Source organism: Stenotrophomonas sp. YJH_SMC_110 (assembly GCF_059369255.1).
In genome coordinates, this window is record NZ_JCAFSM010000016.1 from 1 (window position 1) to 26989 (window position 26989).

27 protein-coding genes are annotated in these 26989 nt (G+C 64.0%); 17 read left to right on the forward strand and 10 right to left on the reverse strand.

Features of this window, described 5'->3' with window-relative positions; translation table 11 throughout:
* Both AC5P6H_RS19000 and AC5P6H_RS19005 read left to right on the forward strand, forming a co-directional pair.
* Nucleotides 1-670 (forward strand): hypothetical protein (locus AC5P6H_RS19000; protein WP_495202966.1); only part of this gene is annotated, 670 nt, incomplete at its 5' end.
* A gap of 19 nt (nucleotides 671-689) precedes the next feature.
* On the forward strand, nucleotides 690-2012 hold the full coding sequence (locus AC5P6H_RS19005; protein WP_495202967.1) for a Smlt3024 family type IV secretion system effector: 1323 nt from the start codon (nucleotides 690-692) through the stop codon (nucleotides 2010-2012).
* Nucleotides 2013-2061: 49 nt separating this feature from the next.
* Here the strand turns inward: AC5P6H_RS19005 and AC5P6H_RS19010 are convergent, their stop codons facing one another.
* On the reverse strand, nucleotides 2062-4203 hold the full coding sequence (locus AC5P6H_RS19010; RefSeq protein ID WP_495202968.1) for a TonB-dependent siderophore receptor: 2142 nt from the start codon (nucleotides 4201-4203) through the stop codon (nucleotides 2062-2064).
* Between the two features lie 73 nt (nucleotides 4204-4276).
* The gene (locus AC5P6H_RS19015) at nucleotides 4277-4921 is read right to left on the reverse strand and encodes a TetR/AcrR family transcriptional regulator (RefSeq protein ID WP_495202969.1); all 645 of its coding nucleotides are present in this window, start codon (nucleotides 4919-4921) and stop codon (nucleotides 4277-4279) included.
* 82 nt (nucleotides 4922-5003) lie between these two features.
* On the opposite strand from AC5P6H_RS19015, the gene AC5P6H_RS19020 reads away from it, so the two are divergent.
* Entirely contained in the window at nucleotides 5004-6527 is a 1524-nt protein-coding gene (locus AC5P6H_RS19020) for an FAD-dependent monooxygenase (RefSeq protein WP_495202970.1), read from the forward strand.
* Nucleotides 6528-6534: 7 nt separating this feature from the next.
* Here the strand turns inward: AC5P6H_RS19020 and AC5P6H_RS19025 are convergent, their stop codons facing one another.
* The 6 genes from AC5P6H_RS19025 to AC5P6H_RS19050 form a co-directional block, all read right to left on the reverse strand.
* Nucleotides 6535-8238: an ATP-binding protein gene (locus tag AC5P6H_RS19025; RefSeq protein ID WP_495202971.1), complete on the reverse strand. Its 1704-nt coding sequence runs from the start codon at nucleotides 8236-8238 to the stop codon at nucleotides 6535-6537.
* A 378-nt stretch (nucleotides 8239-8616) separates the two neighbouring features.
* The gene (locus AC5P6H_RS19030; RefSeq protein WP_014647589.1) at nucleotides 8617-8865 is read right to left on the reverse strand and encodes a hypothetical protein; all 249 of its coding nucleotides are present in this window, start codon (nucleotides 8863-8865) and stop codon (nucleotides 8617-8619) included.
* A gap of 114 nt (nucleotides 8866-8979) precedes the next feature.
* Nucleotides 8980-9225: a hypothetical protein gene (locus AC5P6H_RS19035; protein WP_032957423.1), complete on the reverse strand. Its 246-nt coding sequence runs from the start codon at nucleotides 9223-9225 to the stop codon at nucleotides 8980-8982.
* Between the two features lie 125 nt (nucleotides 9226-9350).
* A complete protein-coding gene (locus AC5P6H_RS19040; RefSeq protein ID WP_014647587.1) occupies nucleotides 9351-9620 on the reverse strand; it encodes a hypothetical protein in 270 nt (89 codons plus the stop codon).
* Between the two features lie 103 nt (nucleotides 9621-9723).
* Nucleotides 9724-10200: a hypothetical protein gene (locus tag AC5P6H_RS19045; RefSeq protein WP_495202972.1), complete on the reverse strand. Its 477-nt coding sequence runs from the start codon at nucleotides 10198-10200 to the stop codon at nucleotides 9724-9726.
* 92 nt (nucleotides 10201-10292) lie between these two features.
* Nucleotides 10293-11531 carry an NADH:flavin oxidoreductase/NADH oxidase family protein gene (locus AC5P6H_RS19050; protein WP_495202973.1) on the reverse strand — a complete coding sequence of 413 codons (1239 nt, stop codon included), beginning with the start codon at nucleotides 11529-11531 and terminating at the stop codon, nucleotides 10293-10295.
* An 89-nt stretch (nucleotides 11532-11620) separates the two neighbouring features.
* Here AC5P6H_RS19050 and AC5P6H_RS19055 point away from each other — a divergent pair, with 89 nt between their 5' ends.
* Nucleotides 11621-12100, forward strand: a complete 480-nt coding sequence (locus AC5P6H_RS19055) for a MerR family transcriptional regulator (RefSeq protein ID WP_014647584.1) — start codon at nucleotides 11621-11623, stop codon at nucleotides 12098-12100.
* A 16-nt stretch (nucleotides 12101-12116) separates the two neighbouring features.
* Here the strand turns inward: AC5P6H_RS19055 and AC5P6H_RS19060 are convergent, their stop codons facing one another.
* Nucleotides 12117-13328, reverse strand: coding sequence for an MFS transporter (locus AC5P6H_RS19060; protein WP_069118282.1), 1212 nt, complete (start codon nucleotides 13326-13328; stop codon nucleotides 12117-12119).
* Nucleotides 13329-13459: 131 nt separating this feature from the next.
* On the reverse strand, nucleotides 13460-13879 hold the full coding sequence (locus tag AC5P6H_RS19065; protein WP_014647582.1) for an HD domain-containing protein: 420 nt from the start codon (nucleotides 13877-13879) through the stop codon (nucleotides 13460-13462).
* 130 nt (nucleotides 13880-14009) lie between these two features.
* On the opposite strand from AC5P6H_RS19065, the gene AC5P6H_RS19070 reads away from it, so the two are divergent.
* The 13 genes from AC5P6H_RS19070 to AC5P6H_RS19130 form a co-directional block, all read left to right on the forward strand.
* Nucleotides 14010-14267 carry a hypothetical protein gene (locus AC5P6H_RS19070; RefSeq protein ID WP_014647581.1) on the forward strand — a complete coding sequence of 86 codons (258 nt, stop codon included), beginning with the start codon at nucleotides 14010-14012 and terminating at the stop codon, nucleotides 14265-14267.
* A gap of 35 nt (nucleotides 14268-14302) precedes the next feature.
* Complete coding sequence (locus tag AC5P6H_RS19075) at nucleotides 14303-15982, forward strand: type IV secretory system conjugative DNA transfer family protein (RefSeq protein WP_014647580.1); 1680 nt, start codon at nucleotides 14303-14305, stop codon at nucleotides 15980-15982.
* Nucleotides 15983-16408: 426 nt separating this feature from the next.
* Nucleotides 16409-16855 carry a hypothetical protein gene (locus AC5P6H_RS19080; RefSeq protein ID WP_032957008.1) on the forward strand — a complete coding sequence of 149 codons (447 nt, stop codon included), beginning with the start codon at nucleotides 16409-16411 and terminating at the stop codon, nucleotides 16853-16855.
* 89 nt (nucleotides 16856-16944) lie between these two features.
* Entirely contained in the window at nucleotides 16945-17985 is a 1041-nt protein-coding gene (locus AC5P6H_RS19085) for a VirB8 family type IV secretion system protein (RefSeq protein ID WP_495202974.1), read from the forward strand.
* Nucleotides 17982-18761: a TrbG/VirB9 family P-type conjugative transfer protein gene (locus AC5P6H_RS19090; protein ID WP_014647577.1), complete on the forward strand. Its 780-nt coding sequence runs from the start codon at nucleotides 17982-17984 to the stop codon at nucleotides 18759-18761. Before AC5P6H_RS19085 ends, AC5P6H_RS19090 begins: the two co-directional genes overlap by 4 nt.
* Nucleotides 18758-20011, forward strand: a complete 1254-nt coding sequence (locus AC5P6H_RS19095; RefSeq protein ID WP_241887434.1) for a TraB/TrbI/VirB10 family type IV secretion system protein — start codon at nucleotides 18758-18760, stop codon at nucleotides 20009-20011. The genes AC5P6H_RS19090 and AC5P6H_RS19095 overlap by 4 nt, the downstream gene beginning before the upstream one ends.
* Before the next feature lie 14 nt (nucleotides 20012-20025).
* Nucleotides 20026-21069 carry a P-type DNA transfer ATPase VirB11 gene (gene virB11, locus AC5P6H_RS19100; RefSeq protein WP_014647575.1) on the forward strand — a complete coding sequence of 348 codons (1044 nt, stop codon included), beginning with the start codon at nucleotides 20026-20028 and terminating at the stop codon, nucleotides 21067-21069.
* A gap of 3 nt (nucleotides 21070-21072) precedes the next feature.
* Nucleotides 21073-22056: a lytic transglycosylase domain-containing protein gene (locus AC5P6H_RS19105; RefSeq protein ID WP_241884535.1), complete on the forward strand. Its 984-nt coding sequence runs from the start codon at nucleotides 21073-21075 to the stop codon at nucleotides 22054-22056.
* Between the two features lie 73 nt (nucleotides 22057-22129).
* Nucleotides 22130-22534 (forward strand): TrbC/VirB2 family protein, encoded by a 405-nt coding sequence (locus tag AC5P6H_RS19110; protein ID WP_014647573.1) that lies wholly within the window; start codon nucleotides 22130-22132, stop codon nucleotides 22532-22534.
* Nucleotides 22527-22835 (forward strand): VirB3 family type IV secretion system protein, encoded by a 309-nt coding sequence (locus AC5P6H_RS19115; RefSeq protein ID WP_019660289.1) that lies wholly within the window; start codon nucleotides 22527-22529, stop codon nucleotides 22833-22835. Before AC5P6H_RS19110 ends, AC5P6H_RS19115 begins: the two co-directional genes overlap by 8 nt.
* Nucleotides 22836-22915: 80 nt before the next feature.
* Nucleotides 22916-25357 carry a VirB4 family type IV secretion/conjugal transfer ATPase gene (locus AC5P6H_RS19120; protein ID WP_241887439.1) on the forward strand — a complete coding sequence of 814 codons (2442 nt, stop codon included), beginning with the start codon at nucleotides 22916-22918 and terminating at the stop codon, nucleotides 25355-25357.
* Nucleotides 25354-26181, forward strand: coding sequence for a hypothetical protein (locus tag AC5P6H_RS19125; RefSeq protein ID WP_236636397.1), 828 nt, complete (start codon nucleotides 25354-25356; stop codon nucleotides 26179-26181). The genes AC5P6H_RS19120 and AC5P6H_RS19125 overlap by 4 nt, the downstream gene beginning before the upstream one ends.
* A gap of 64 nt (nucleotides 26182-26245) precedes the next feature.
* Nucleotides 26246-26989 (forward strand): TrbL/VirB6 family protein (locus AC5P6H_RS19130; RefSeq protein ID WP_495202975.1); only part of this gene is annotated, 744 nt, incomplete at its 3' end.

Here is a 26989-nt window from a genome sequence, read left to right on the forward strand (position 1 = left end):
CCGCATTCCGGCCAACTACCTGGACAGCCAGATCGCACCGTGGCCCGGCGAGGGCGTGACGCTGGTCATCGAGTGGCCGGACATGAAGCCGACGCCGCCGGGTGCCCGGGCGAATCCGCGTACGAATGATTTCCGGAAGGAAATTGCTGTGGCGATCGACTACATCGATCGTGCGCCAATCGAAACATCATTGGAGCGATTGTCCTCCAACCAGGCATCCGCCGAGGAAGGATCGGTGGAGCGAGGGGATCCTCGGGATCGACTCGATCTGCGTATTGCGCGGCCCGACGTCATGGGACTGACGCCTTACGCCATTGATGAAACGAGGATGGGGATTTTCTCGAAGGAATACGAGGCACGCTATGGAAAACCGCCCACCCGTAATCCTGCCTATGAAGATGACTGGTACATCGCGCGCGCTCCCAACGGCAGCCTGACCACATTCATCAAATGCGAAAGCACGGCGTTTCGGGGGGATGGCGTTCGCCTGCAGGGCGATCAGGTCATCAGTGAGCAAGGGCAAGCCGCTGCGGGGTGCTTCCACTATTTCTCGGATGTGGAGAACAAGCTTTCCATCTCGCTGAACTACAAGCGGGCCTTCCTGGCGGACTGGAAGCGGATGGAAGATGCGGTGCGGGATCTTCTCGCGCGCTCCCGCGTCCGGCAGTGAGTGCATTCAGGAGCAGGCGATGGGCGGATTGACGCAAGAGAATCTCAGGATTCTGGCCAGCTATGCCAAGGCCGGAAACCGTGAGTTGTACTGGAACTATCTGTCGCAGCTGCCAGATGCGGATGGCTATGGCACGCTTGCGCTGGGTGTTGTTCGCAACGACAGCCTGCCAGGCCGCGTTGCAAACAGCTACGCACAGGATTACGCCCGAGATCAGGAAGGCAAGGGCTCCGGCTTTCCCGATGCGCAGCTGAGCGAGCGGCAATGGGAGATGTTTGGGCAGACGCTTCTGCGCCAGGACCTGGAGCGACGCCTGTTCTGGATGGAGCAGGGGCGTCCCGAATTTGCACTGAATCTTCCCGGCAAGGATGTAATGCTGGCACACGACCGGGCATTCGAACGGCATGAACTCGATCCCAACTGCTGGACGCCGCGCGTGTTGCTGCAGGCGGCTGAGCAGAAGAGCGGCCCCGAGAAGCTGGAACAGATCTGGACCAACATGCTCAACAATGACTATGCCGGAGGCCCGCGCGTAGGGAACACCAGCGTCGATGCCATAAGCCAGATGGGATGGACGAAGGGCGGGCAGTACCTGACCCGGTTGAGCGTGCTGGAAGCCACCCAGGCACTGGAAGGGCGCTCAGCAGTCGATCCGAACGTCATCGGTGGCAACAGCTACTACGCGATGTACTTCGAAGCGGACAGGAAATGGGCCAGTGTCAGCGCGGGTGGTGGCCACATGTCGATGCGTGAGATCACCGATCCGGCCCGCATCGCCGAGCTCAACGACGCGCGCGAGGTTCGTCTGGAGCGCCAGGAAAAACGCACCCAGTTCCACCCGGACGACCCGTACCGGACCATCACCCGCAGCCCGCTGACCGCAGCCGTGGACGACGTGCCGGATTTCTCGCAGGCACCGACCCGCCTGGCCGACATTGGTCCGGGCCACCGCGACTACACACTGATGCAACAGGTGCGCGAAGGCGTGGCCGCGATCGATGCCGGCGCCGGGCGTACCCACGACGAGAACAGTGAGCGCCTGGTGGCGAGCGTGATGGCCTTGGCGCGCCACAACCAGCTCGAACGCGCCGACCATGTGCTGCTGAGCGCGCAGACCGCCGAGCATCCGGCCGGCCGCAACGTGTTCGTGGTGCAGGGCGAGATGAGCGATCCCGCGCATCTGCGAGCGGTCATGCCTACGGACACGGCAGTGCAGACGCCGGTCGAACACTCGCTGCGGCAGATCGAGGCCGCCAGCCTGGAGCGACAGCAGGCGGCCATGCAGCGCCAGCAGGACAACGACGTCCACGCGCGTGACAACCCTGCGATGCGGATGGGCTGAGGTTACGTAGCAGAGCCGAGCGGGCGCCCGGCTCTGCTGGAAGGCCTTCTCAGAAGCGGTAGGCCGCCTGCACATACACCCGCCGCGGCTCGCCCGGGAAATGCCCGTTGCGCTCGATGAAGCCGCTGGCCGCGTACACCTTGCCGAACAGGTTCTTGACGTTGGCCTGGAACTGCCACTGCTTCCACGTGGTCTTCCAGCTCATGTCGAATACCGTGTATGCCTTGACCGCCTGCCCATCCAGGCTGACACGCTCGCCCACATGGTCGGCGCCGAAGCCGATGGCCGAGTTGATCGACGGCAGGTCGTAGCGCGTCCACAGGCCGAGCTTGTTGCGTGGCGCATTGGCGAAGCGGTCGCCGGAGGCATTGGTGATGCCGTTCGGTCCGGCATCCTTCACCCGTGCGTCGTTGTAGGCGTAGGTCAGGTTCACCACCCAGCGCTCGGTCACGTCGGCCAGCAGGTCCAGTTCCATGCCAGTGCTGCGTACCAGGCCCAGTGCAGCGAGTTGGTTTACCCCGCCGATCACCTCGCCGGTGGCCTGCACGATGTTGCTGCGGTCGATGCGGTAGGCCGCCATGTTCAGGGTCACACGGTCGGCCAGCAGGGACTTCAGGCCGACTTCCCATTGCCTGCTGCGCTCCGCGTCGAACGGTCCGCCGGCCGCCGGGTTCTGGTTGGTGGCACTCTGCGGCACGAAGCCGCTGGCGATGTTGGCGTACAGGCTCACGCCGTCCCGGACGGTAAAGGTACTGCCCAGGCGCCAGCTGAGATCGTTGCCATCCACGCTGCCGCCACCCATGCGGTCCTGATCCTTGAAGCCATCCCAGCGCAGCCCGGCCAGCACATGCCAGCGCGTGCCCAGTGCCAGCTCATCCTGCAGGTAGCCGCCGTAGCGCTTGCTGCGGGTGGCGGTGCTGCGCCACGGCAGGGCGGCCAGGTTGTAGTCATGCCAGGTGCTCGCGCCATAGACCGGGTTGAACAGGTCGATGCCGCGCACCGGGCCGGCGCCGCGTGCCAGGTCGGCGCTGTTGGCGGTCTGCGCGGTGAAGTCGGCGTCGAGCTGGTACACGTCGGCGCCGAACAGCACCTTGTGTTCGATACGGCCGGTGTTGATCCGCCAGACGGCATTGCCGCTGGCGGTGAAGGCAGTGTTGTCACGGATCTGGTTGCGCAGCTGGCGCGTCATCCACTCGGCCACGCCGTCGCGGTCACGATCAATCAGCCCCATCGGCTCGTGGTACATCTGGTGCTCGTTGTTGCTGAACCAGCGCGCAGCAAGGTCCACGTCCAGGTTGTCGCGCGGTGCGAAGCGATACTGCGCCAGTGCGACCTTGGCGCGCATGTCGAGGAAGTCACTGGCCTCGTTGTGGTTCCAGCGGCGGTCGGTCAGGAAGCTGCCGGCATCGTTCACCGGCACGCCGCGCAGGCGGTTGCCGCCCAGGTTCTGGGTGATGTCGGTGAACTGCAGCACCAGCTCGCCGGTCTGGCCGACATCGAAGGCCAGCGAGGCATCGCCGATCACGCTTTCGCTGTCGGCATTCCAGCGCACGCCCTGCTCGCTGTCGGCATACAGGCCGGCGCGATAGCGAATGCTGCCGCTGGCATTCAAGGGGCCGGTGCCTTCGATCGATCCGGCGCGGAAGTCCTTGTCGCCTGCCTGCAGCTCGATGCGGCGTTCGGCGCGCGCCTTGGGCTTGCGCGTTACATAGTTGATGACACCGCCCGCATCACCACCGCCGTACAGCGCACCGGCCGGACCTTTCAGTACTTCCACGCGTTCGATATTGAACAGTTGCGGCACCGAGAAGCCCGCATAGGGATCACCACGCAGGCCGTCGTAGAGAACGTTCTCCTGGCGGAACCCGCGCAGGGTGACGCCGGCATAGCTGAAGAAGCTGATGCCGCTGATGCTGCGGTACAGATCGGTGACCTGGCGCGCGGCCTGGTCGTCGATCAGCTCGCGCGGCACGACCTGGATCGACTGCGGCACCAGTTCCAACGGGGTATCGGTGCGGGTGCCGACGGCCGCATCGTTGGCGCGGTACAGGGTCTGCGCGCGGCCGCGGACTTCGACCTTGTCCAGGTCCTTCGGGGTGTCAGTGGAGGCCTCGGAGGCCAGTGCAGGCGTAGCCAGGGAAAGGGGCAGCGCCAGGCAGAGGGCGTGCTTGAGCGGGGTTGGAAGCGGCATGAGGGGGTCGGGGCGGGCTGCAAATGAGAAAGATTAGCATTTGCAACGCTTCGTGACCTATCCCCCGATTGCGCTATGGACGCAGGCCCGGGTCGGTATATGGGGTGCCGGCCAAGGCCACCAGCACGCCGGTGCCACCGCGCACGATCAGCTGCAGCATCGCTTGGCGCGGATCCTCGCCCCTCTGCTGGCTGGCCAGTCCACTCTCATAGGCGGCCACCATCGACGCCAGCAGCATGGCTGCGCCCAGGCGTGCCTCCGCGTCCTGCGCGGGCCGACCGGCCGCGTCGGCCATCAGCTGGGCCAGGTCGTCGGCCAGCTGTGCCTGCAGCCGTCGCGCGTGCGCCACCAGCACCGGACTGTCGGCCACGGTTGCCCAGAAGGCCGCTGCACCGGAGTTGATCCGTAACAGCGGATGGCCGCTGTCCAGCAGCTCCCGCACCAGCGATTGGAAGGCGGCCAGCGGGGCCATGCCACGGCGCGCCGCCATGCCTTCGCGAAGCAGGGTCCGGGCCTCCTCATCGCGGTCGAACACCAGGTCTTCCTTGCTGGCGAAATAATTGAAGACCGTCTTGCGCGAGACCCCCGCCGCATTGGCAATCTCGGACATGGACACGGCTTCGAAGCCGCGGCGGATGATCAGTTCGGTGGCGACGTCCGAAATGGTCTGTCGGGTCTCGGTCTTGCGCTGCTCGCGGCAGCCCCGGGGCGGGATCATGGGCGGTTCACTTGTGGAAACGTACACCGAGTGTAACATTGGCGTCGCCAGAGCGCCGGCCCGGCGCTCACAGGGAAATCCCATGTTGTACGACGTCGTCATCGCCGGGGCCGGCCCGGTCGGCCTGTTCCTGTCCTGCGAGCTGGCCCAGGCCGGCTGTTCGGTCCTGTTGCTGGAGCAGGCAGTGTCGCCCGAGACACCCTTGAAACGCCTGCCCTTTGGCTTGCGCGGCTTGAACGCGCCCACCCTGGAGGCCCTGGATCGACGTGGCCTGCTGGATGCGGTTGCCGCCAGTCAGGTGCTGAAGCCGGACAACGGCGCACCGCCGCCCGGCACCGCCCATTGGCTGGCGGAACCGCGGCCGCTGGGCGGCCACTTCGCCGGCATTCCTTTTGCGCTGTACAACGTGGACAGTGCGCGCTGGCGCCATCGCCTGCCGACGCCGGTGCCCACCCAGATGGCGGTCGAGCTGCAGTCGCTGGAGGCGGTGCTGGCCGAGCGTGCGGTGTCACTGGGTGTACAGATCGAGCGTGGCTGCACGGTGCAGGCGGTGCACGCACGCGAAGCACAGATGGTGGTCCAGACCGGTCGCGGGCTGATGCGGGGCCGCTGGCTGGTCGGTTGCGATGGCGCCCGCAGCACGGTACGCAAGCAGTCGGGGTTCGTGTTCGCAGGGACGGCGCCGGAGTTCACCGGGCACACGCTGCAGGTCGAACTGGCAGACCCGTCGGTGCTCGTCCCGGGGCGTCAGTTCACCGAACACGGCATGTGCAATTTCAATCCGCCGGGCATGCTGGCGCTGGCCGATTTCGACGGTGGCGCCGGCCATCGCACGCCGCTGGACCGGCACACCGCCCAGGCGCTGCTGCGGCGTGTGTCCGGGCGAGAGGCAACGATCACGGCGTTGCATCTGGCCACCACATGGACCGATGCCGCGCGCCAGGCCACGGCCTATCGCAGCGGCCGCGTGCTGTTGGCCGGTGATGCCGCGCACATGCATTCGCCGTTGGGCGGGCAGGGGCTGAACCTCGGCATCGGCGATGCGATGAACCTGGGGTGGAAGCTGGCCGCGGTGGTGCGAGGTGATGTGGCAGAGTCGCTGTTGGACAGCTATAAGGCTGAGCGCCATCCGATCGGCGCGCAGGTGCTCGACTGGTCACGTGCGCAGGTGGCGTTGATGCGGCCAGGCCCCGGGTCGCGCGCGCTGGCGGCGGTCATCGCCGACCTGGCCGCGACCCGCGACGGTGCCACCTATCTCGCCGAGCGGCTGTGGGGTGTAGCACCGCCACCGGTGCTCGACGGCAGCCATCCGCGGGTTGGCCGAAGCGCACCGGACGTCCAACTGGCTGATGACCGTCGGATGGGAGAGCTGCTGCGTGCAGGGCAGGGCGTGCTGCTGGGGCTCGATACCGGCGATCCGCTCGGTCCGATCATTGAGCGCTGGCAGCGGTCGGTCACCTGCGTGATGTCCACGGCGCGCGACACGCTGGGACTGGGCGCCGTGCTGGTCCGCCCCGACGGTATCGTCGCCTGGGCCTGCGATGCTGGCGGTGACACGTCGGGGCTGGAGCCTTCGCTGGAACGCTGGTTCGGTTCGCTGCGGTGACCGCCCGCTAGGGCGACGCCACCACGGCCTGCGCGCAGCGCCCGGCTTCGGTCATCACCGAGGCCAGCTGCTTCAATGAGTAAGGCTTGCGCAGCAGGGTGAAGCCATGGCCAGGGTCCCGGGCCAGCAGTTCGCTGTAGCCGCTGGTAAGGATCACTGGAAGCCCAGGCAGGCGGCTGCGGATGGTACGGGCCAGATCCAGGCCGTTCATGCCAGGCATCACTACGTCGCTGAACACTACATCGAAGCGGGAGGCATCCCGTTCGAGCTCCGCCAGGGCCTCGTCCGCATTGTGCGCAAGTACCACGTTGTAATCGAGCTCGCGCAGGGCGCCGACGGCAAATTCGGCCACATCGACGTTGTCTTCCACAACCAGCACGCAGACACCGTGACCATGCTGCAGCCCCGGTAGCGTCGCCGGCCGTTCCGTCATTTCTCTCGCCTGCGCCAGCGGCAGGTACAGGGTGAAGCGGGTACCGGCGCCCGCCTGGCTCTGCACGTCCACCTCGCCTTCCGACTGCTTGACGAAGCCGAACACCTGGCTGAGGCCGAGGCCGGTTCCGGCGCCGACGCTCTTGGTGGTGAAGAAGGGCTCGAAGATGCGGTCGACGACGGCGGGGTCGATGCCTGCTCCGGTGTCGGTCACGCTGATCGCGGCGAAGTCGCCCTTCATCGGCGCGGCGAAGCGCACCGAAGGCACGGCGGTTACCTGCTCCACCTCGATGGTCACCCTGCCGTGTCCCTCGATCGCATCGCGCGCGTTGACCGCGATGTTGATCAATGCAGTGTCCAGCTGGGTCCGGTCCAGCAGCACCGGCAACGGCGTGCCGGGCAACGTCAACGACACCTGGATGCGTGCACCCAGTACCGTGGTGATGATGTCCGAAAGCGCGTGCACGCTCTCGCAGAGATCGAAGACTTCCGGCGACAGGCTCTGGCGACGCGAGAACGCAAGCAGTTGCGCGGTCAGCTTGGTGGCGCGGTCCGAGGCTGTGGCAATGGCCTGGATGTAGCGGCGCCGGGTGTCGTCTGACGGCCACGTGTGCAGGAGCATATCCACCGAACCGGTGATGACCTGCAGCAGGTTGTTGAAGTCGTGGGCCACACCGCCGGTGAGCTGGCCGATCGCCTCCAGCTTCTGCGACTGGCGCAGCTGCTCACGGGCGCGCACCAGTTCCAGATGGGCCTCCCGCGCCTGCTCGGTGATCGCCGCGACCTGGCGGCTGTGCAGGTCGCGCTCGATCACCCGTTCGGTCTGCTCGCTGACCACGCACAGGATACCGGCGACACTGCCGCAGCCGACGCGCAGCGGTGAATAGGAAAACGTCCAGAAAGTTTCGCGCAGCGTGCCGTCGCGATCCATCATCAATGGCATGTTCTTGAAGCTGCGGCTGGTGCCGGCAAAGGCGTCGTCGACGGCATGCACCACGTCCGGCCATACGTCCGCCCAGACATCCTCCAGACTGTTGCCCATCGCGCCGTGCAGCTTTTCCCCCAGCATCGGCAGATAGGCATCATTGAAGAAGAACGCCTTGTCTTCCTTGCCCCAGGCAAGCCACAGGGGTTCCGGCGAATCCAGGATCATCGCCAGCAAGGTGCGAAGTTCGGCGGGTGCGCTTGCGGCAGTGGCCGAGCGGGCCCAGTCACTGTCCTGCAGCAGTCGGTAGGCGAGCTGATCAGGTGCAGATACTGGCAGGGGAAAAGGATGCATGGCCGCCATTGGCGCAGGGAGGTGGCGCAGCATAGCCGAGCGCATGTCATGACGCCCTGCACACCGTGGGCATGAAGGGCCTCGCCACTTCGCCGTTGACGTGGCAGGGATGCACCCTTTGTTCAGCAGGTTGCCGCTATCACGGCGCAGCGCGAAGGGAGGCGAAGCTGGCCTGATCGGCGGGTCTAGCCCTTACGACCTGCCTGCGCGGTGAGCACATCCCGGCCAGCCTCGGTCAGATCGATATCCCCGTCTTCCGCCTGTACCGCCCATCCGGCGGTCACCGCCCACGTTGCGGCATCGCCGCGCACCGGCTCTGCAGCGGCGATTGCCTGGAGTATTTTCCGCTGTTCCGCAGTCATTTCCACGTGGCGGCCCTCAGATACCCAGCAACGACGCCGGTTGCCAGTCCGACAGGCGGGCGTGGCTGACCGGTTGATGGCAGCCGCACCCGTCACAACGGAACAACGCCCCGCCCGGAAGTTGCACCAGGTTGTCTTCGCTGGCAGAGCTGGTCGACGAGCAATGCCGGCAGGTGACCGTGAGCGCAGTGATGCGCTGCACGCTGCCCGATAGATCGAACACGGCCTCGAACGCGCGAATGACAGGGTGGGCAGTGTCCGGCATCTGAGTCTCGACAGGGTGGGGAGACCTCATCGTCGCGCGCCGGCTGTGATGGAGCAGTCAGCCGGATGCATGGGCGCGATCAAGACAGGCGCGGCAACCGGGCGCGCACCTTCGTCAGGGATTGTTCTTCTTTCCGCTCAGGTCCAGCGGCTTGTCACTGCCCTTGCGCTCGCTCGACCACACTTCCATGCCCTTGTTGCAGCGGCTCTCGCGGGCAGCGACCTCGGGCGGCAGGTCCTTCAGGTGCGGCGACTCCTGGCAGGCTTGATGCATGTTGCTGTCGTCATAGGTGGCGCAGGCGCTGAGCGATGCGAGGGCGATGGCAATGAGGGTCACGCGGAGCGGGGGCTGCAGGTTCATGGGGGGGCCTCGGGTGATGCCGGGATGGCCATGGAATTCAAATCCGTGACACCGGGCATGCACAATCGGACCAACCGCACTTGTTATTCTATAACAGATGCGCGATAGTCCGGTCCCTGCCGGCGTCAGGCGATGCAGATCACCAGTACCGTGCACAGCACCAGCATCAGCACGAACACGCGCCGGCTCAGTGCCAGGCAGGCCAGATAGGCTGCGAGCGCCCACGCTGCCAGCAGCGCGCAGGCCATCACCCATAGCCCGATACCCATCATCGAACCCGTCGCCAACGCAGACAGTGCGATGGCCTTGAACAGCGCCACGCCCAACACGCTGCCCAGCATGCCGGCCTGCAAGGCGATGGCATCATGGCGGGCAGGTGCGCGATGGGGGGGCATTGCGGGTCCGGTACGGGCCGAGAGCGCGGCGTCGGCTGCACTGTGCCCAAATGCACATCCACGAAATGTGTTCATCGCGCGCGAAGACCGCGATGAAGCCCGTTCAGTCGAACTCACCCTCGGCCGATTCCAGACGCTGCCGGTACGCCGCGCGATGCTGGCACAGCCGCTGGCACTCGGCCGACCTGTGGATGCGGCTGCCGGGTTCATTGGCCACCGAGTCGCACATCCGCGCGATGTGATTGTTCTCCGCCAGTTCGGTGACGAAGAACACGGCAGTGATGCCGGTGCCAAGCAGCACGACATACAGCAGACGGCTGAGCCAGCGTGACAATTTCCGCTCGAAGTGCTGCTGGATGGTCAGGTCGAAGCGGATGATGCTGAGCACGATCCAGACGATGGCGACCAGGAAGCAGAGCGTGGGCAGGAGGTCGCGCCAGATGCCTGCTTCGTAGACCGACTCGCTGTAATGGACCGCAGCTCCGGCACCTGCGATGGCAATGGCCAGCGCCCAGTTGCGGCCCAGTGAGAGCAGGTCATCGAGCAGCTTTTCGTGGTTCCTGGTTGGTCCTGCTGCCACGAGGGTTCCTTCTGCGTGTTGCGACCGGCGACGGGCTGCCGCCGATCGTGCAGATGGTGAAGCATCGATTCGGTGATGAGAAGCCTGCCCGCTCAGTATCCTCCTGCGCGTGCACCGATCCAGCGCCGGTAGCGGCGGGTCCGGCACTTTGCGGCCGCCTGTGCCAGCAGCAGTGCCCGGACGGGCGAAACACCCGGCGCCGTGGGCCGGAGCCTGCTCAGCCGCGCCAACTGGTACTTCACTGCGGCCATGTGTGCGCTGGCGGCCAACGGTTTGTTGCGCCAGTCGATGGTGCGCAGTGTCGGCACCGGGTCGCGGCCCTGCTGCCAGCGGTGGGGCAGATCCGGCTCGATCGCCAGCGCGGTGGCGATGCCGACCATGGCCACACCGCTGTCAAGTACCTGATCGGCCACGGCGCGACGGCGGATGCCACCGGTGACCATCAGCGGCATGGTTGCCACCGTGGCGATCTCACGCGCGAACTCAAGGAAGTAGGCCTCGCGGGCCAGGCTGCGCTGGTCGCGCGCGGCACCGGTCATGGCCGGTGCTTCGTAGCTGCCACCGGACAGTTCGACCAGGTCCACGCCGAGCGGCGCCAGCATTTCCACCACTGCGCGCGCATCCTCGGGCGAGAAGCCACCGCGCTGGAAATCGGCGGAATTGAGCTTCACGGCCACCGCGAACGTGGGCGACACGGTGGCGCGCACCCCCTGCACGATCTCCAGCAGCGGGCGCGCACGGTTGTGCAGGCTGCCGCCCCAGCGGTCGTCGCGGCGATTGGACAGCGGCGACAGGAACTGGCTGAGCAGGTAACCGTGCGCGGCATGGATCTGCACGCCACTGAACCCGGCGCGCTCGGCCAGCTCGGCGCTGCGGATGAAGCGGGCGATCACCTCTTCGATGTCCGCCTCGGTCATCGCCCGCGGCGGTGCGAACTGCCTGGACAGCGCGCCCATCTCCAGGGCGACGGCTGACGGCGCGAGTGCCGGTTGGCCGAGTGCGGCCGGCATCTGCCGCCCGGGATGGTTGATCTGCATCCACATCTGCGCGCCCCGTGAGCGTGCCGTTTCGGCCCAGGCGATGAAGCGGTCAAGGTGGCGGTCGTCTTCCAGCACCAAGCCGCCGGGGCCGGTCATGGCGCGGCCATCGACCATCACGTTGCCGGTGATGATCAGTCCTGCGCCGCCATCGGCCCAACGCTGGTAGAGCTGCAGCAGCGCAGCGGACGGCGCGTGGTCGGCGTCGGCCATGTTTTCCTCCATCGCGGCCTTGGCAATGCGGTTGCGGATGATGGCACCGGAGGGTAGGGCCAGGGGCGAGAACAGCGACATCGGACAGCTCCAGGACAGGGGAATGGCGCTACGCTAACCTTCAAGTTTTATTGAAGGTCAACAGGCTCCCATGGCGAGGATTCAGGCAGATGAAGATCGGTGAGCTGGCCCGCCTCACGGGCCTCGCGGCGTCGCGCATTCGCTTCTATGAAGACGCGGGGCTGCTGGTGGCGCAGCGCCAGGCCAATGGCTACCGCGACTATCCGGAACAGGCGGTGCTGTTGCTGGAGTTGATCACGGGCGCGCAGCGTGCAGGCTTCAGCCTGGAAGAGATCCGCGCCCTGCTGCCACCGGACATGGGCCAGTGGCAGCATGAGGCGTTGATCACGATGCTGCAGCAGAAGGTGGCTGACATCGAAGCGTTGCAGCTGCGGCTGGCAGAGAGCCGGGCGCATCTGCTGGCCCTGATCGAGGACATCCAGGCGCGGCCGGACGGCATCGACTGTGCAGCCAATTCGCGGCGGGTGCTGGACCGTGTGAAGCGCGGTGAGCTGGCGCGGCCGACCCTGGTGGCCGGCGATACAGCGTTGCTGCGACCGGATCGCCGTCGCCGCAGAGGCAGCAACTGACGATCCGGCGCAATGTTCAGTGGCTGCCGGCGACGGCGGTGCTGCGCTTCTTGTCCAGCATCACCGCCACGCACCACAGCAGCAGGCCGCCGATCGCGGTAGCCGCGCCGACATAGCCGGTACTGGCCGGGCTGAAGCCGGCGCTGATTGCCATGCCGCCCAGCCACGGGCCGAGTGCGTTGGCAGTATTGAAAGCGGCGTGGTTGGAGGCCGCCGCCAGCGTCTGCGCCTCACCGGCCACGTCCATCAGGCGGGTCTGCAGCACCGCCGCCAGTGCGCCCATGGTGCCGACAGTGATGATCATCGGGCCGATGGTCCACACCGACTGTGCGGCCAGCGGATACAGCAGCAGCATCACGATCGACCACAGCAGCACCACGGCGGCGGCCTTGAAGTGGAACTTGTCCACCAGCCAGCCACCGGCGATGTTGCCGATGATCGCGCCGATGCCGAACACGCCCACCGCCAGCGGCATCCACGATTCGGCCACGCCGGTGACCTGCACCAGGGTCGGTGCCAGGTAGGTGAACACGCAGAACATGCCGGCGAAGCCGACCGCGCCGATCGCCAGCGCCAGCCACACCTGGGACGTGTTGAAGGCGCGCAGCTCGCGCATCGGCGAGGTACGTACTTCATCCGGGTCCGGCAGCAGGAAGCGCGCGATCATCGCCACGGTGGCGATGGCCAGCACGCTGACCAGGGCAAAGGCGGTGCGCCAGCTCAGCTGCTGACCCAGCCAGGTCGTCAGCGGGTTGCCGACCAGGATCGCGATCGACAGGCCCAGCAGCACGCGTGACATCGCCTGGCCGCGCTGGCCTGCGGGACTGATCGCCGCGGCCACCAGCATCGCCACGCCGAAGTAGGCGCCATGCGGCAGGCCGGCAACGAAGCGCGCCACCAGCATCGTGCCGTAGTTCGGTGCCAGCGCGCTGGCCAGGTTGCCGACCGCGTAGAAGCCCATCAGTGCCAGCAGCAGCTTGCGGCGGGGGAAGCTGGCGCCGACGAAGGCGAGGATCGGGGCGCCGACCACCACGCCGATGGCATAGGCGCTGATCAGATGCCCGACCTGGGTTTCGGAAATCGACAGGCCGCGGCTGATCTCCAGCATCAGGCCCATGCTGGCGAACTCGCTGGTGCCGATGGCGAAGCCACCCAGTGAAAGGGCGAGGATGATCAGGGTGCGCTGGCGGGGCGTCAGCCGCGCAGCCAGGGAAGAGTTGGGGCTCATGCGGGGGCGCGATGGGGGGGGGGCGGGAGCCGCCCATTGTACTGCTGCACTGCAGCAGGAGCAGCAGCACTCAGGGTAAATCAGCGTTTGATCGGTGACACGCCGGCCCGCCGCGCCTCGTCGCGTCCGGCTCAGATGCCCAGCGCCGCCCGGGCATGAGCGTACTTTCCGTGCAGGCGCGCGGCCGTCGCCGCATCGAGCATTGCCAGCCGCTGCGGATCGGCGTTGTCATCCAGATCGGCGCGCTTCACTTTCAGTGCCAGCGGGTGGGCGGCAATGCGCGCGTAGTAGCTGTCCGCGTCGGGTGCTGCATCGCGGTTGAGCAGTTGCACCGCCTCGCGCAGCGGTGCGGGAAATACCTCGATCCGCGCGTCAAACGCCGGGCAGTCCTCGGCCACGTCATGCAGCCAGGCCACCACTTCGGCGTCATCGTCGCCGCACACCGCAGCCGCCACCCGCGCCACATGGCCGATGTAAGGCTGGCCGGCCTTGTCGATCTGCCCCGCGTGGGCCTCGGTGGCCAGCGTACGGGCAAGTGCTACCCAGTCCATTGCGGTCTCCTTGGATATCCGCGCACAGTTTCGCGCAGAAGCCGCAGCGGTTGTGGATGCGCCCATGACGCTGCCACCGGCATGATGGCGGGGCAGGGGGCGCAGTGTTGCCCCGACAAGGAGGAGTGCGATGCAGGAATTCAGGCATGTGCTGGAAACCCGTGGCCGCTACCAGCTGGTAGCGGTGTCCCACGAGCCGGTGTACGCTCCCGGCGATGTGGTCGGCCATGCGGTCGTCGCCGACGATGGGGATCGTCTGACCGACCTGATATCACTGGCCGAAGCGCGCCAACGCTTGCTGCAACTGGTGCGTGAAGAGGGCGAGGAGCCCGGGCTGGAAAACGAGAACCACCTGCGGAAGAAGGCGTCGCGCTGGCGCCACCGCTAGGCCGTCGCGCCGCGTGCGCATCATGGAGGATTCGGGTGTTGCCCAGTAAGAAGTATCTGCTCATCGCCATCATCACGCTGGCGACCCTGTTGCTTGGTTTCGTGTTCTCCGGCTACTTGACCTTGCTGTTCCTGGGGCTGGACACCCAGCTGTTCACCTGGAACACCTACTACCAGTACGTCCACGCCATCGGCCAACCGCAGGTCGCGCCCTTCGTGGGCAAGATCAAATGGGCGGGCTACGTGGGCTTCGGCCTGCCCCTGCTGGTGCTGCTGGTGGCCGGCCTGGTGCTGCTGCTGAAGAAGGACAAGCGCTCGCTGCACGGCGACGCGCGCTTCGCCACCGGTGCCGACCTGGCCAAGCACGGCATGTTCAAGAAGACCGGCCAGAGCATCGTGGTCGGCAGCCATGGCGGCAAGCTGGTGCGCCTGGATGGCCAGCAGTTCGTGATCCTGGCCGCGCCCACCCGCTCGGGCAAGGGCGTGGGCGTGGTCATCCCGAACCTGCTGGAGTACGGCGAATCGCTGGTGGTGCTGGACATCAAGCAGGAGAACTTCGACCTGACCAGCGGCTGGCGCGCCAGCCAGGGCCAGGAGATCTACCTGTTCAACCCCTTCGCCGAGGACCGGCGCACGCACCGCTGGAACCCGCTCAGCTACGTCTCCGACGATCCGGCCTTCCGGGTGTCGGACCTGATGAGCATCGCCGCGATGCTGTACCCAGACGGGGCCGAGGACCAGAAGTTCTGGGTCAGCCAGGCACGCAACGCGTTCATGGCCTTTACCCTGTACCTGTTCGAGAACTGGGACGACGAGCGCAGCAGCGGTTTCCCGGGCGGCGCCGGCACGCCCACGCTCGGTGCGGTGTACCGTCTGTCCTCCGGCGACGGCACCGACCTGAAGAAGTACCTCAAGACCCTGTCGGAGCGACCGTTCCTCAGTGCCAATGCCCGTTCGGCGTTCGCCAACATGCTGTCGCAGGCCGATGAGACCTTCGCCTCGATCCTGGGCACCTTCAAGGAGCCGCTCAATCCCTGGATCAACCCGGTGCTGGACAAGGCCACCAGCAGCAACGACTTCCTGCTGACCGACGTCCGCAAGAAGAAGATGACCATCTACATCGGCATCCAGCCCAACAAGCTGGCCGAGAGCCGGCTGATCATCAACCTGTTCTTCAGCCAGCTGATCAACCTCAACACCAAGGAACTGCCCAAGTCCAACCCGGACCTGAAGTACCAGTGCCTGCTGCTGATGGACGAATTCACCTCGATCGGCAAGGTGGAGATCATCGCCTCGGCGGTCTCCTACATGGCCGGCTACAACATCCGCCTGCTGCCGATCATCCAGAGCATGTCCCAACTCGACGCCACCTACGGCCGGGAAGTCTCGCGCACGATCATCACCAACCACGCGCTGCAGATCCTGTACGCGCCGCGCGAACAGCAGGATGCCAATGACTACTCGGACATGCTGGGCTACACCACGGTGCGCAGGAAGAACGTCACCCATGCCCGCGAGAAGACCCACAACTTCACCGAGGAACGGCGCGCGCTGATGCTGCCGCAGGAGCTGAAGGCCATGGGGCCGGACATGGAGGTGTTCCTGTACGAGGGGATACCTCACCCGGTGAAGTGCGACAAGATCCGGTACTACAAGGATCGCTACTTCACCTCGAGGCTGCTGCCGAAGGTGGACGTTCCGATGCTGAACGTCTAATTCACGACGCTGAATTTGTGATCACCATTCGTAGTTAAGGATGTGAATTCGTGATTTCGGTCAAGAATTTGGCATTTGTTCATGGATTTTCAGACTTGTCTGACATGGAATTGACGCGTGGTTGTGCGACCCTGTGCATGTCGTTCAGAAATGTGTGATGGATGGCAGATGTTGTAGAGCAGGGTGGCCAGGAGTTTGTGCCATGAAACAAGGATGGTTTCGACGTTGGTGAGGTATGCGGGTGTGTCGTCGGCAGTGTCTGGCGGCCCCGCGACCTGGTTGGCAGCCGTTGGCTGCAGGGGAGCCGGAGTGGGGTGTGCTGCCAGTCAGCACGTCGCTCCGATTCCGGCGTGCGCGACGCAGCGCCGGACGACCAGGGGGACCAATGCTCGGGACTGCTTTTTCGTACGTCAAAGTGAAGCCCGTATGAATCAGGCGTTTATCGCGAAAATGTCCATCGCCGCAGTGGCGGCGTTGATGGTGGCCGGTTGCGCCACCAAGTCCGCTCCCGATTTCGGAGGCCGCTGGAAGCCGGTCAACCGCTTTGCTGCGGCACCCACCGAGATCCCGCTGTACTCCAGCTACGTCTACCAGGCTTCGCCGATGGATGGCACGCTCAAAGCCATGCTCGAGCGCTGGGCCAAGGATTCCGGACGCACGCTGGATTACCGCCTGAGCTCGGACTTCACCCTGTACGGCGCGGTCTCCAGCATCGACACCACCAACGCTCAGCAGGCCGTGATCGATCTGACGGCGGCCTATGCAGCGCAGGGCATCTCCGTCTCCATCGTTGGCAACCAGATCGTTGTGCAGAGTGCTGGCTCGACGCCGACCGCGTCGGCACAGGGCGCTGATTCCAACAGCGGCACCTGAGTCCACCTCGAAATCATCGAACGTGCCGCTCCCCGCGCCTGTCGCAGGGGTGCCACGCCCATTGATGTTTCAGCAGTACGGAAGAATCCATGTTCCGCAAGAAGGATCCCGGCAATAGTCCCAAGGTCGAGCAGTCGGTCGCCAAGGCGGTCAGCTACGAGATCACCGTGGCCGACATGGCACGCCGCAGCGAGCGGCGCGCATGGTGGGTCGCCACAGGCTCGTTGCTGATGTCGCTCGCACTGGCGGGCGGCTACTACTACATGCTGCCGCTGAAGGAAAAGGTGCCGTTCCTGGTCATGGCCGATGCCTACACCGGCACAGCGACCGTCGCGCGGTTGAGTGGCACCTTCCAGGGCGAGACGATCACCACCAACGAAGCGATCAATCGCAGCAACGTCGCCCAGTACGTGCTCGCGCGCGAATCGTATGACTCGGCGGTGATGGGCCTGCGTGACTGGGAACTGGTGTTCGTGATGTCCAGCAGCCCGGTTGCTCAGAGCATGCGTATGCGATACGCAGGAAGTAACCCTCAGAACCCGTTTGTGATGTACGGCCGCGAAAAGGCCATTCGGGTCAAGATCCTGAGCATCACGCCGCTGGGGGCTGAGCCGAACGGCAGCTTCCGCGGTGCGTCGGTGCGCATCCAGCGCAGCCTGTTGGACAAGCGGACCGGAGCATCCAGCTACCTTGACAACCAGCTGGTGACGATGCGCTTCGAGTACAACCAGAACCTGGCGTTGTCCGAACAGGATCGCATCCTCAATCCGCTGGCCTTCCAGGTCACCGAGTACCGAGTCGACAACGACTATTCGCGTGGCGTGCCGGTGCCGGATGACGGCGCCATGCAGGCGCAGGCGCAGCAGGCCGCACAGGCGGCGCAGCAGGCACAGGGCGTCTACGATCCCAACAATCCGGCCGCGGCCATCATGATCGATCCGGCCACCGGCCAGCCGGTCGCGGCTCCGGTCAACGGCCAGGTGCCGGGCCAGCCGGTACAGGGTCAACCCATGCCGGGTCAGCCGGTGCAGGGGCAAGCAATGCCGGGGCAGGCCATGCCCGGACAGCCGGCCATGAGGCCGGCGCAGAACAATTCCACCGGAACTGCTGATGGAGCAAGCAACCGATGAGTAGTCGAAATATCAGGGGAGGCGCGCTGGCGCTGCTGTCGATGTTGTCGTTGCTGTTCTCAGCAGCGGCGATGGCGCAGGCGGTTGACCACTACGAGTACGAGAAGGACCGTATCTATCCGGTTCGCACCGGCCTGGGCCTGACCACCCAGATCGAGTTGAGCCCGAACGAGAAGATCCTCGACTACAGCACCGGCTTCAGCAGCGGCTGGGAACTGACCCGTCGCGAGAACGTGTTCTACCTCAAGCCGAAGAACGTCGACGTCGACACCAACATGATGGTGCGCACCGAGACCCATTCCTACATCTTCGAGCTGAAGGTGGTGGCCACCGACTGGCGCCAGCTGGAACAGGCCCGTCGTGCAGGTGTGCAGTACAAGATCGCCTTCGTCTATCCGAACGACACCGTGTTCGGCGTCGCCCAGGAAGCGGTCGAGGAAGAGGCCAAGCCGTTGTTGAGCTCGGAACTGGCCAAGGACCGCCAGTACAACTTCAACTACTCCTATTCGACCAGCAAGGCGAAGAAGATGGGGTGGCTGATCCCGGTCAACGCCTATGACGATGGTCGTTTCACCTACCTGAAACTGCCGAACTCGCCGGAGTACAAGACCGGCATCTTCCCGGCGGTGTTTGGTCGCGAAACGGAATACGGTGAGGACTTTGTGGTCAACACCACGGTTGAAGGCAATACGCTGATCGTGCACGGGACCTACCCGTACTTGGTCATCCGCCACGGCGACTTCGTCGTCGGTCTGCGAAGGAACGTGAAGAAATGAGCCAGCAGAACACTCCCGGAAACGACCCGAACAACGGACGCGACGAGAGCCAGAGCCCGTATGGCGCACAGGGTGCCGCGGACGCGCCGTCGAATCCCTACTTCGGCACGGCCCAGGCCGAGCCGGCGCCGGATCTTGACGCGGCCGCGCCGCAGCTGCGCTCGGCCGAAGAGCAGCGGCTGAACCGAAAGGCGCTGCTGTTCCTCGGTGGCATCGTGCTGCTGCTGATGGCAATGGGCTTCCTGCTGTTCCGCAAGGGGCAGGATGATGCGACCGAGCAGAACAAGCCGCGGGAAGAGGCGCGTGCGACGACACCACAGCTGCCGAGCGTGGGTACCGCAGCTGATCCGGCGCCGCCGGTGGCTGCTGCCGATCCGATTCCGATGCTGCCGCCTGCGCCCCAGCAGGAAGTGCCCATGCCCGGTTTTCCGTCGGCGAGTAGGCCACAAGAAGATCGCGGGCCGACGTTGATGGACCGGCGCATGGGCGGCGGTTCCGGGGTAGGGGGGGGCGACGCGGGCGCGTCGTCCGGTAGCCAGAACTCTGACTACAACCAGGCGATGATCGCTGCCATGCAGGCGGCAGCAAATCCTCAGACCCAGCCGCAGAAGATCCGTCGTGGCCCCGACGTGGAAAATGTCTCCAATGCCGCCTATATCCGTAGCCCTGACGCGCTGCTGGTTCGTGGCACGTACCTGAGATGCGTGCTGGAAACGCGGATCATCACCGACGTGGCCGGCTACACATCGTGCCTACTGACCGAGCCGGTGTACTCGATCAATGGGCGCAGCCTGCTGCTTCCGAAGGGCTCCAAGATCTATGGCTCCTACGGCGGTGGTCCGATCGGCAAGCGGGTGGAAGTGATCTGGGATCGCATCACCACGCCGAATGGCATCGACGTGGCGATGTCCAGCCCTGGTACGGACGGCCTGGGCGGGGCAGGACATCCTGGCCAGTACAGTGCGCACTGGGGTAGCCGTATCGCGTCGGCGCTGATGATCAGCCTCATCGCTGACGCCTTCAAGTACGCCGCAGCCGAGCACGGTCCAGAATCGACAACGGTCGCCAGCAACGGCTTTGCCGTGCGCTCTCCCTACGAGAGCGCAACCGCTCGCACCATGGAGCGACTTGCCAATGAGGCGCTCAGCGAGCGCCGTCCGCCAACCGTCACGATCAACCAGGGCACGATCGTGAATGTCTACGTCGCCAAGGACGTTGACTTCACCAACGTGCTGAACCCCCGCCGGTAACTCAACGAAAGATCATGGACGCCGAAGTGTCACCCCTCGCCCTCGTCTCCAGCGATTTCCTGCGCTATCAGTACGAAGTGCTGGGCATCGCCGAGTACATGACGTCTCCGGAAGTGACGGAAATCTGCATCAACCGTCCCGGTGAGCTGTACCTGGAAACCCGGGCGGGGTGGCAGCGGGTGGACGTGCCGAGCCTGACCTTCGAGCGGGCCCGGCAGTTCTGCACGGCGGTGGTGAACGAGAGCAACACCGGCCAGCGCATCACCGATGCCGATCCGGTCGTGTCGCTCACGTTCCCCACTGGCCAGCGTGCGCAGTTCGTGATTCCGCCGGCATGTGATGCAGGCAAGGTGTCGATCACCATCCGTCTGCCGTCCAAGCACACCAAGTCGCTCAGCCAGTATCACGAAGACGGCTTCTTCAATCAGATCCTGGAAACCGATGGCAGCATCAGCGAGCAGGATCGTGAGCTGCTGGAGCTGCGCCATTCGCGCGAGTACGCCGAGTTCTTCCGGCGTGCGGTGATGTACCGCAAGAACATCGTGGTATCCGGTGCGACCGGTAGCGGCAAGACCACCTTCATGAAAGCGTTGGTCAATCATATCCCGGACAACGAGCGCCTGGTCACGATCGAGGACGCGCGCGAACTGTTTCTGACCCAACCCAATGTGGTGCACCTGCTGTATTCCAAGGGTGGACAAAGCACCAGCAATGTCAGCGCCAAGAGCTGCATGGAAGCCTGCCTGCGCATGAAGCCCGAACGCATCATCCTAGCCGAGCTGCGAGGTGATGAAGCGTTCTACTTCATTCGCAACTGTGCATCGGGCCACCCGGGTTCGATCACCAGTTGCCACGCTGGCAGTCCAGAGCAGACCTGGGACCAGCTGGCATTGATGGTCAAGGCCTCGACCGAAGGCTCGGGCCTTGAATTCAACGTGATCAAGCGGCTGTTGATGATGACCATCGACATCGTCGTGCATATCAAGGCGCATGCCGGCTCGCGCTACATCACCGGCATCGACTTCAATCCTGGGCGTGCCCAGGGGCAGGAGGGCTGAAGGATGCTGCCAGGACTGGAAATGATGGCGTGCCCGGAGATGGCCGTCTCGATGGATGTGATGCAGCATGTAATCAACGTCGAATCGTCGCGCAATCCCTACGCCATCGGCGTGGTCGGCGGCGCACTGGTGCGCCAGCCCAAGGCGTTGGACGAAGCGCTGGCGACGGTGCGCATGCTTGAAGAGAAGGGCTACAACTTCTCCATCGGGCTGGCCCAGGTCAATCGCTACAACCTGGGCAAATACGGCCTGGATTCCTACGAGAAGGCCTTCCAGCAGTGCCCGAACCTGCAGGCGGGTTCGCGCATCCTCGCCGAGTGCTACAAGCGCTCCGGTGGTGATTGGGGCAAGTCGTTCAGCTGCTACTACTCGGGCAATTTCGAGACCGGCTTCCGTCACGGCTACGTGCAGAAGGTCTATGACTCGATGCGCCGCGGGCAGATGCTTGCCAGCAATGGTGTTGCACCGATCGACGTGGTCAGCCGCGGCGAGCGCCGCAGCGTGAAGGTCGAACATCATCCGCAGCTGGCCTCTCCGGCGCAGGCCCGCATCGTTGCGCAGTCCAATGGCCCGGTGTACGTGCCGTCGGAAGATCCCGCACGCGCCTATGTCGTGTACCCGTCCACCGGTGCGATGGCGCGGGGCAGCCTGCTGAATCTCGCCGACCAGACGCTGTCCAAGGTGGTGCTGGGTTCAGTGGACAGGATGATGCAGCCTCAGGCGCAGCCCAGCCAAGGGCCCGCCTATCCCCAGCAACAGGCCGGTGGCATGCCGCAGCAGCTGCCTCAGCAGGGTGCTGCACAGGCGATGGCCATGCCGCAGCAGCTGCCAAGTGCTGCTGGCGCCGGCAATGAGGGGCCAGTGATGCTGCGGCCCTGGAGCGAGCGCAACCAGCCTGTCGCCGGTGGCGACAATTCATTCAACGCACCGGTGCAGGCTGCGCCGGTGCAGCAGATTCCCGCAGGGGATGCGGCCTTCGTGTTCTGACGAAGTCGTGGTGCGGCCAGTCCCCCGGCTGGTCGATTCAGTTGTGTTAGTCCATCAACAAGGAAATCAATCCATGAAGCGATCCAATCTCGACCTCGTCCAGGCCCAGCGCACGCTGAAGACTCTGCTGATGGCCACCCTCTTCGTTGGTGCGCTGTTCGCTCCGGAGGTCTTCGCCAATCAGGGCGGCGTCAATTATGGTGGCACCGAGAAGAAGGTATGTGGCTTCTTCGACAGCATCAATGGTCTGCTGAACATGGCCTCGATCGCCGTGGTGACCATTGCCGTCATCTTTGCTGGCTACCAGATTGCCTTTGCGCATAAGCGCATTGGTGATGTGGCTCCGATCCTGATCGGTGGCGTACTGATCGGTGCCGCTGGCCAGATCGCACGTATGCTGCTGGGTGACGACTATGGCACCTGCGAGGGCAAGACCTCCATGCTGATCCAGCAGGCTGTCCAGTACTACAGTGCATAAGAACGTCGTCTTCCGCGGCTGCACACGTCCGGCAATGTTCCTGGGCGTTCCCTACCTGCCATTCTTCATGGTGGCAGGTGGGTTGCTGCTGCTCAGCATGTACACGAACTTCTGGTTTCTGCTCACCATTCCGGTGGCGGTCTTCATCATGCGGCAGATGGCCAAGCGTGACGAAATGATCTTCCGCCTGTTGGGCCTGCGCCTGATGTTCAAGCTGAAAGTCCGCAACGTGCAGGAACACGATGGCATGTGGGTATTCAACCCCAACCATTACCGCGACAAACCGGCCCGAATGGATTGAGGTCCGGATCCGGCCCGCCGGCGCAAGCGTCCGTCGGGTCTGTTGAAACTTCTTGGCAGTACCTCTTTGGAAGCAGTCGTATGTTCAGCCCTGACACCTCCATCAGTGAGTTCATTCCCCTGTCGACGCATGTCGCCCCGAACGTGGTCAAGACCACGGGCGGCGACTACCTGTTGACCTGGTATCTGGAAGGACTGCCGTTCGTTGGTCGCGAGGAATGGGAGCTGGAGCACCGGCACAATACGTTCAACCGCCTGCTGCAGACGCTGAGGGCACCGGATTTCGTCAATGTCGCCTTCTGGGTGCACGACATTCGCCGTCGCCGTACGTTGAAAGGCAAGAGCCACTACAGCCAGCGCTTCAATCAGGATGTATCCGACCAGTACATGGGCATGCTGTCCGCCCAGCGCATCATGCAGAACGAGCTGTACCTCACCATGATCTACCGCCCGGTCGTCGCCGGGAAACGCTTCGTGGAAAAGTCGGCGAATGTCGAGCGCTTGCAGGCCGAGCAGGAGCAGGCCATCGAGAAGCTGATGGAGCTGGCCGGCAACGTCGAGGCCGTGATCCGCGATTACGCACCGTATCGCCTGGGCATGTACGAGGCCAAGAACGGTGTGGTGTTCTCTGAAACGCTGGAGCTGTTCGGCTACCTGATCAATCGCATCGACGAGCCGGTACCGGTGCTTTCGGCACCGATCAAGGACTACCTGCCGGTCAGCCGGCACATGTTCTCGGCCAAAACCGGTGACTTCGTCATCAACACCCCTAATGGTGCCAACCACTTCGGCGCCATCCTGAACATCAAGGAGTATGCCGAGGGGACTTATCCGGGCATCCTCAATGGCCTGAAGTACCTGGACTACGAGTACGTCATCACCCATTCGTTCAGCCCGATGGGGCGTCAGGACGCACTCAAGGTGCTCGACCGCACCAAGGGCATGATGATCTCCTCCGGTGACAAGGCAGTCAGCCAGATCGTCGAGCTGGACCAGGCGATGGACCAGCTGTCGTCGGGCAATTTCGTGCTGGGCGAGTACCACTTCATCATGACGGTCTACGGCGACAGCCAGGCCAAGCTGTCGCAGAACGTGGCCACGACGCGCGCCGAGTTGTCCAATGCGGGTTTCGTGTCGACCAAGGAAGACCTGGCGGTCACCTCGTCCTTCTATTCGCAGCTACCGGCCAACTGGCGCTATCGCACCCGCCTGGCCAATGTCAGCTCGCTGAACTTCCTGGGCCTGTCGCCGCTGCACAACTTCGCGACCGGCAAGCAGCACAACAACCCGTGGGGCGACTGCGTCACCACGCTGCAGACCACGAACGGCCAGCCGTACTACTTCAATTTCCACGCGACCCATCCGTCGGAGAATTCGCTGGGCGAGAAGGCGATCGCCAATACCATGGTGATCGGCAAGTCCGGTACCGGTAAGACTGCGCTGATCAACTTCCTGCTCAGCCAGGTTCAGAAGTACGAGCCGTCACCGACCATCTTCTTCTTCGACAAGGACCGTGGCGCTGAGATTTTCGTCCGCGCCTGCGGTGGTAACTATCTGGCCCTGGAGAACGGCGCGCCGACCGGGTTCAACCCGTTCCAATGCGAGAACAATGAAGCCAACGTGCAGTTTCTGGCCGACCTGATCAAGGTGCTGGCCGGCAAGCGTGAATACAGTGCGCGCGAGGAGGAGGACATCTACCGCGCAGTGGAAAGCATGCTTGATACGCCGATGCACCTGCGCAGCATGACCAACTTCCAGAAGAGCCTGCCCAACATGGGCGACGATGGGCTCTACGCGCGCATGCGCCGCTGGACCTCGGGCAATTCGCTGGGCTGGGTATTCGACAATCCGGTCGACACCGTTGATCTGAGCAAGGCCAATATCATCGGCTTCGACTACACCGACATCATCGACAATCCCGAAGTGCGCGTGCCGGTCATCAATTACCTGCTGCACCGCCTGGAATCGTTGATCGATGGTCGTCCGCTGATCTACGTGATGGACGAGTTCTGGAAGATCCTGGACGGCGAGGGTGGCCTGAAGGAATTCGCGAAGAACAAGCAGAAGACCATCCGTAAGCAGAATGGTCTGGGCATCTTCGCAACGCAGAGCCCGGAAGATGCACTGAAGAGTGATATCTCCGCCGCCCTGATCGAACAGACCGCCACCCTGATCCTGCTGCCGAACCCGAATGCCAGCAAGAGCGATTACATGGATGGCCTGAAGCTGACCGAGGCCGAGTTCAAGGTGGTTACCGCGCTCGACGAGCGCTCGCGCTGCTTCCTGGTCAAGCAGGGCCATGCGTCCAGCGTCTGCCAGCTCAACCTGCGTGGCATGGACGACATCCTGTCGGTGATCTCGGCCTCGACCGACAACATCGACATCATGCATCGCGTGTTGCAGACCGCTGCAGTCCGCAACCGGATCACCGTGGACGAGCTCACGCCGGAGCAGTGGCTGGAAGACTTCTACAAACATCGAAAAGGGTCCGGGAAGCGGGCCGAGCAGGAGGAGACGGCATGAAGACGCTCGCTCAGACGAACAAGGAAACCCCCATGACAACTGAACTCCGCCGCACTCCGGTGCGACGCAGGCGCTTCGCGCCGATGATGGCCGCAGTGTTGACCCTGGGCATGACCATCAGTACAGGCACCAGTCCCGCGCAGGCGATGACGGTCTATGACCCATTCAACTGGATCATGAATTTCATGCAGGAGATGAAGGCCGGTCAGGAATATCTTCAGACTGCGCAGCGTTGGAGTGAAACGGCTCAGCAGTACTCCAAGACCATCGACAACTGGATGTCCAAGCTCCAGAACTGGACCCAGATCATTGCTTCCCCCCTGATGCCGCCGACTCCTGCGCTGACGAAGATTCCCGAGAACTGGAACGTGGCCGAGAAGTGCGGCGGCGATTCCATGATCAGCATGAATGGTCTGATGGCAGTGTTGAACATGAGCCCGGGCGGTGACATCGGGGCGCAGCAGCGTGCGATCTGCTCTTACATCCAGGTGCTTGAGAACAAGAAGTACAACGAGACTGTCGAGGTCGTGCAGATGTCCATGCCGGCGATGGAGCAGATGCTTCAGCAGCTGCGTCGGATCCGCAACGCGTTCAAGAATGAAGGCGCACTGCAGGAGGATATCTCCAACAATACGGCAACCTCGGTCGAGCTTGAGAAGGCCTTCAAGAAGTGGGAGACCACCATCAAGGTCTACGACCAGCAGATCGCTGCCTTGCAGGGGCGGCAGAAGAATCTGGCCGAGCGTGCGTTGCGGGGCGAGCGCAACCCGATTGGAAGTGTCATCAAGGCCGGCGCGCTGAAGGCCGCGCTCTCCACCAAGTGAATCACGTGCGCAACGCACTCCAGCAGGGCCCCGACGCGGGGCGGGTGATGTGATGAGTCAGGGAATGATGCACGGTATGGTGTTCAATGATCTGTTGCACGGCACGTTGTTCGCCTCCGTGGGCGACTTCGTCTTCTTCCGGCTGATCCTGGAATATCTGCGCGAAGAGATCACCAATTTCGGCAACGGTATCCTGAGCCGGATGATGACCTGGGTCGGCACGATGGCCCTGGTGCTGATGACGCTGTGGGTGCTCATCCAGGGCTTCCGCATCGTGACTGGGCGAAGCCGGGACTCGATGGCTGCGTTGATGACGAACATGGCACGGGCGGCACTGATCGTTACCGTCGCTACGTCGATGGCCATGTTTGGGACCAAGCTGCAGAACTTCCTGACTGGCGATGTGCAGGACCAGATCACCTATATCGTGACCGGAAAGAAGTCGACCGCCGAGGAACTGATTGACAAGAACCTGGGTTATATGCAGCTGGCGCTCACGTCGGTAAGTGTGCTGGATGTTGCCGGCGACGTAACGCTGGATAGCGCAAAGACCCGTGCAATGTGGTTCATTGGGCTGGGCACCGGCGGACCAGCCGTTACGGCGGGCGCCATGCTATTGCTGTACCAGATCGCAATGTCATTGTTCATTGGTTTTGGTCCACTGTTCATCCTCTGCCTGCTGTTTGAGCAGACAAAGTCCCTGTTCCAACGATGGTTGTTCTATGGCATCGGCACCATGTTCTCGATGGCGGTGTTGGCTGCGATGACCGGCATTGCCATGGAAATGGTGGCGCGCGTGGCGGCTTCG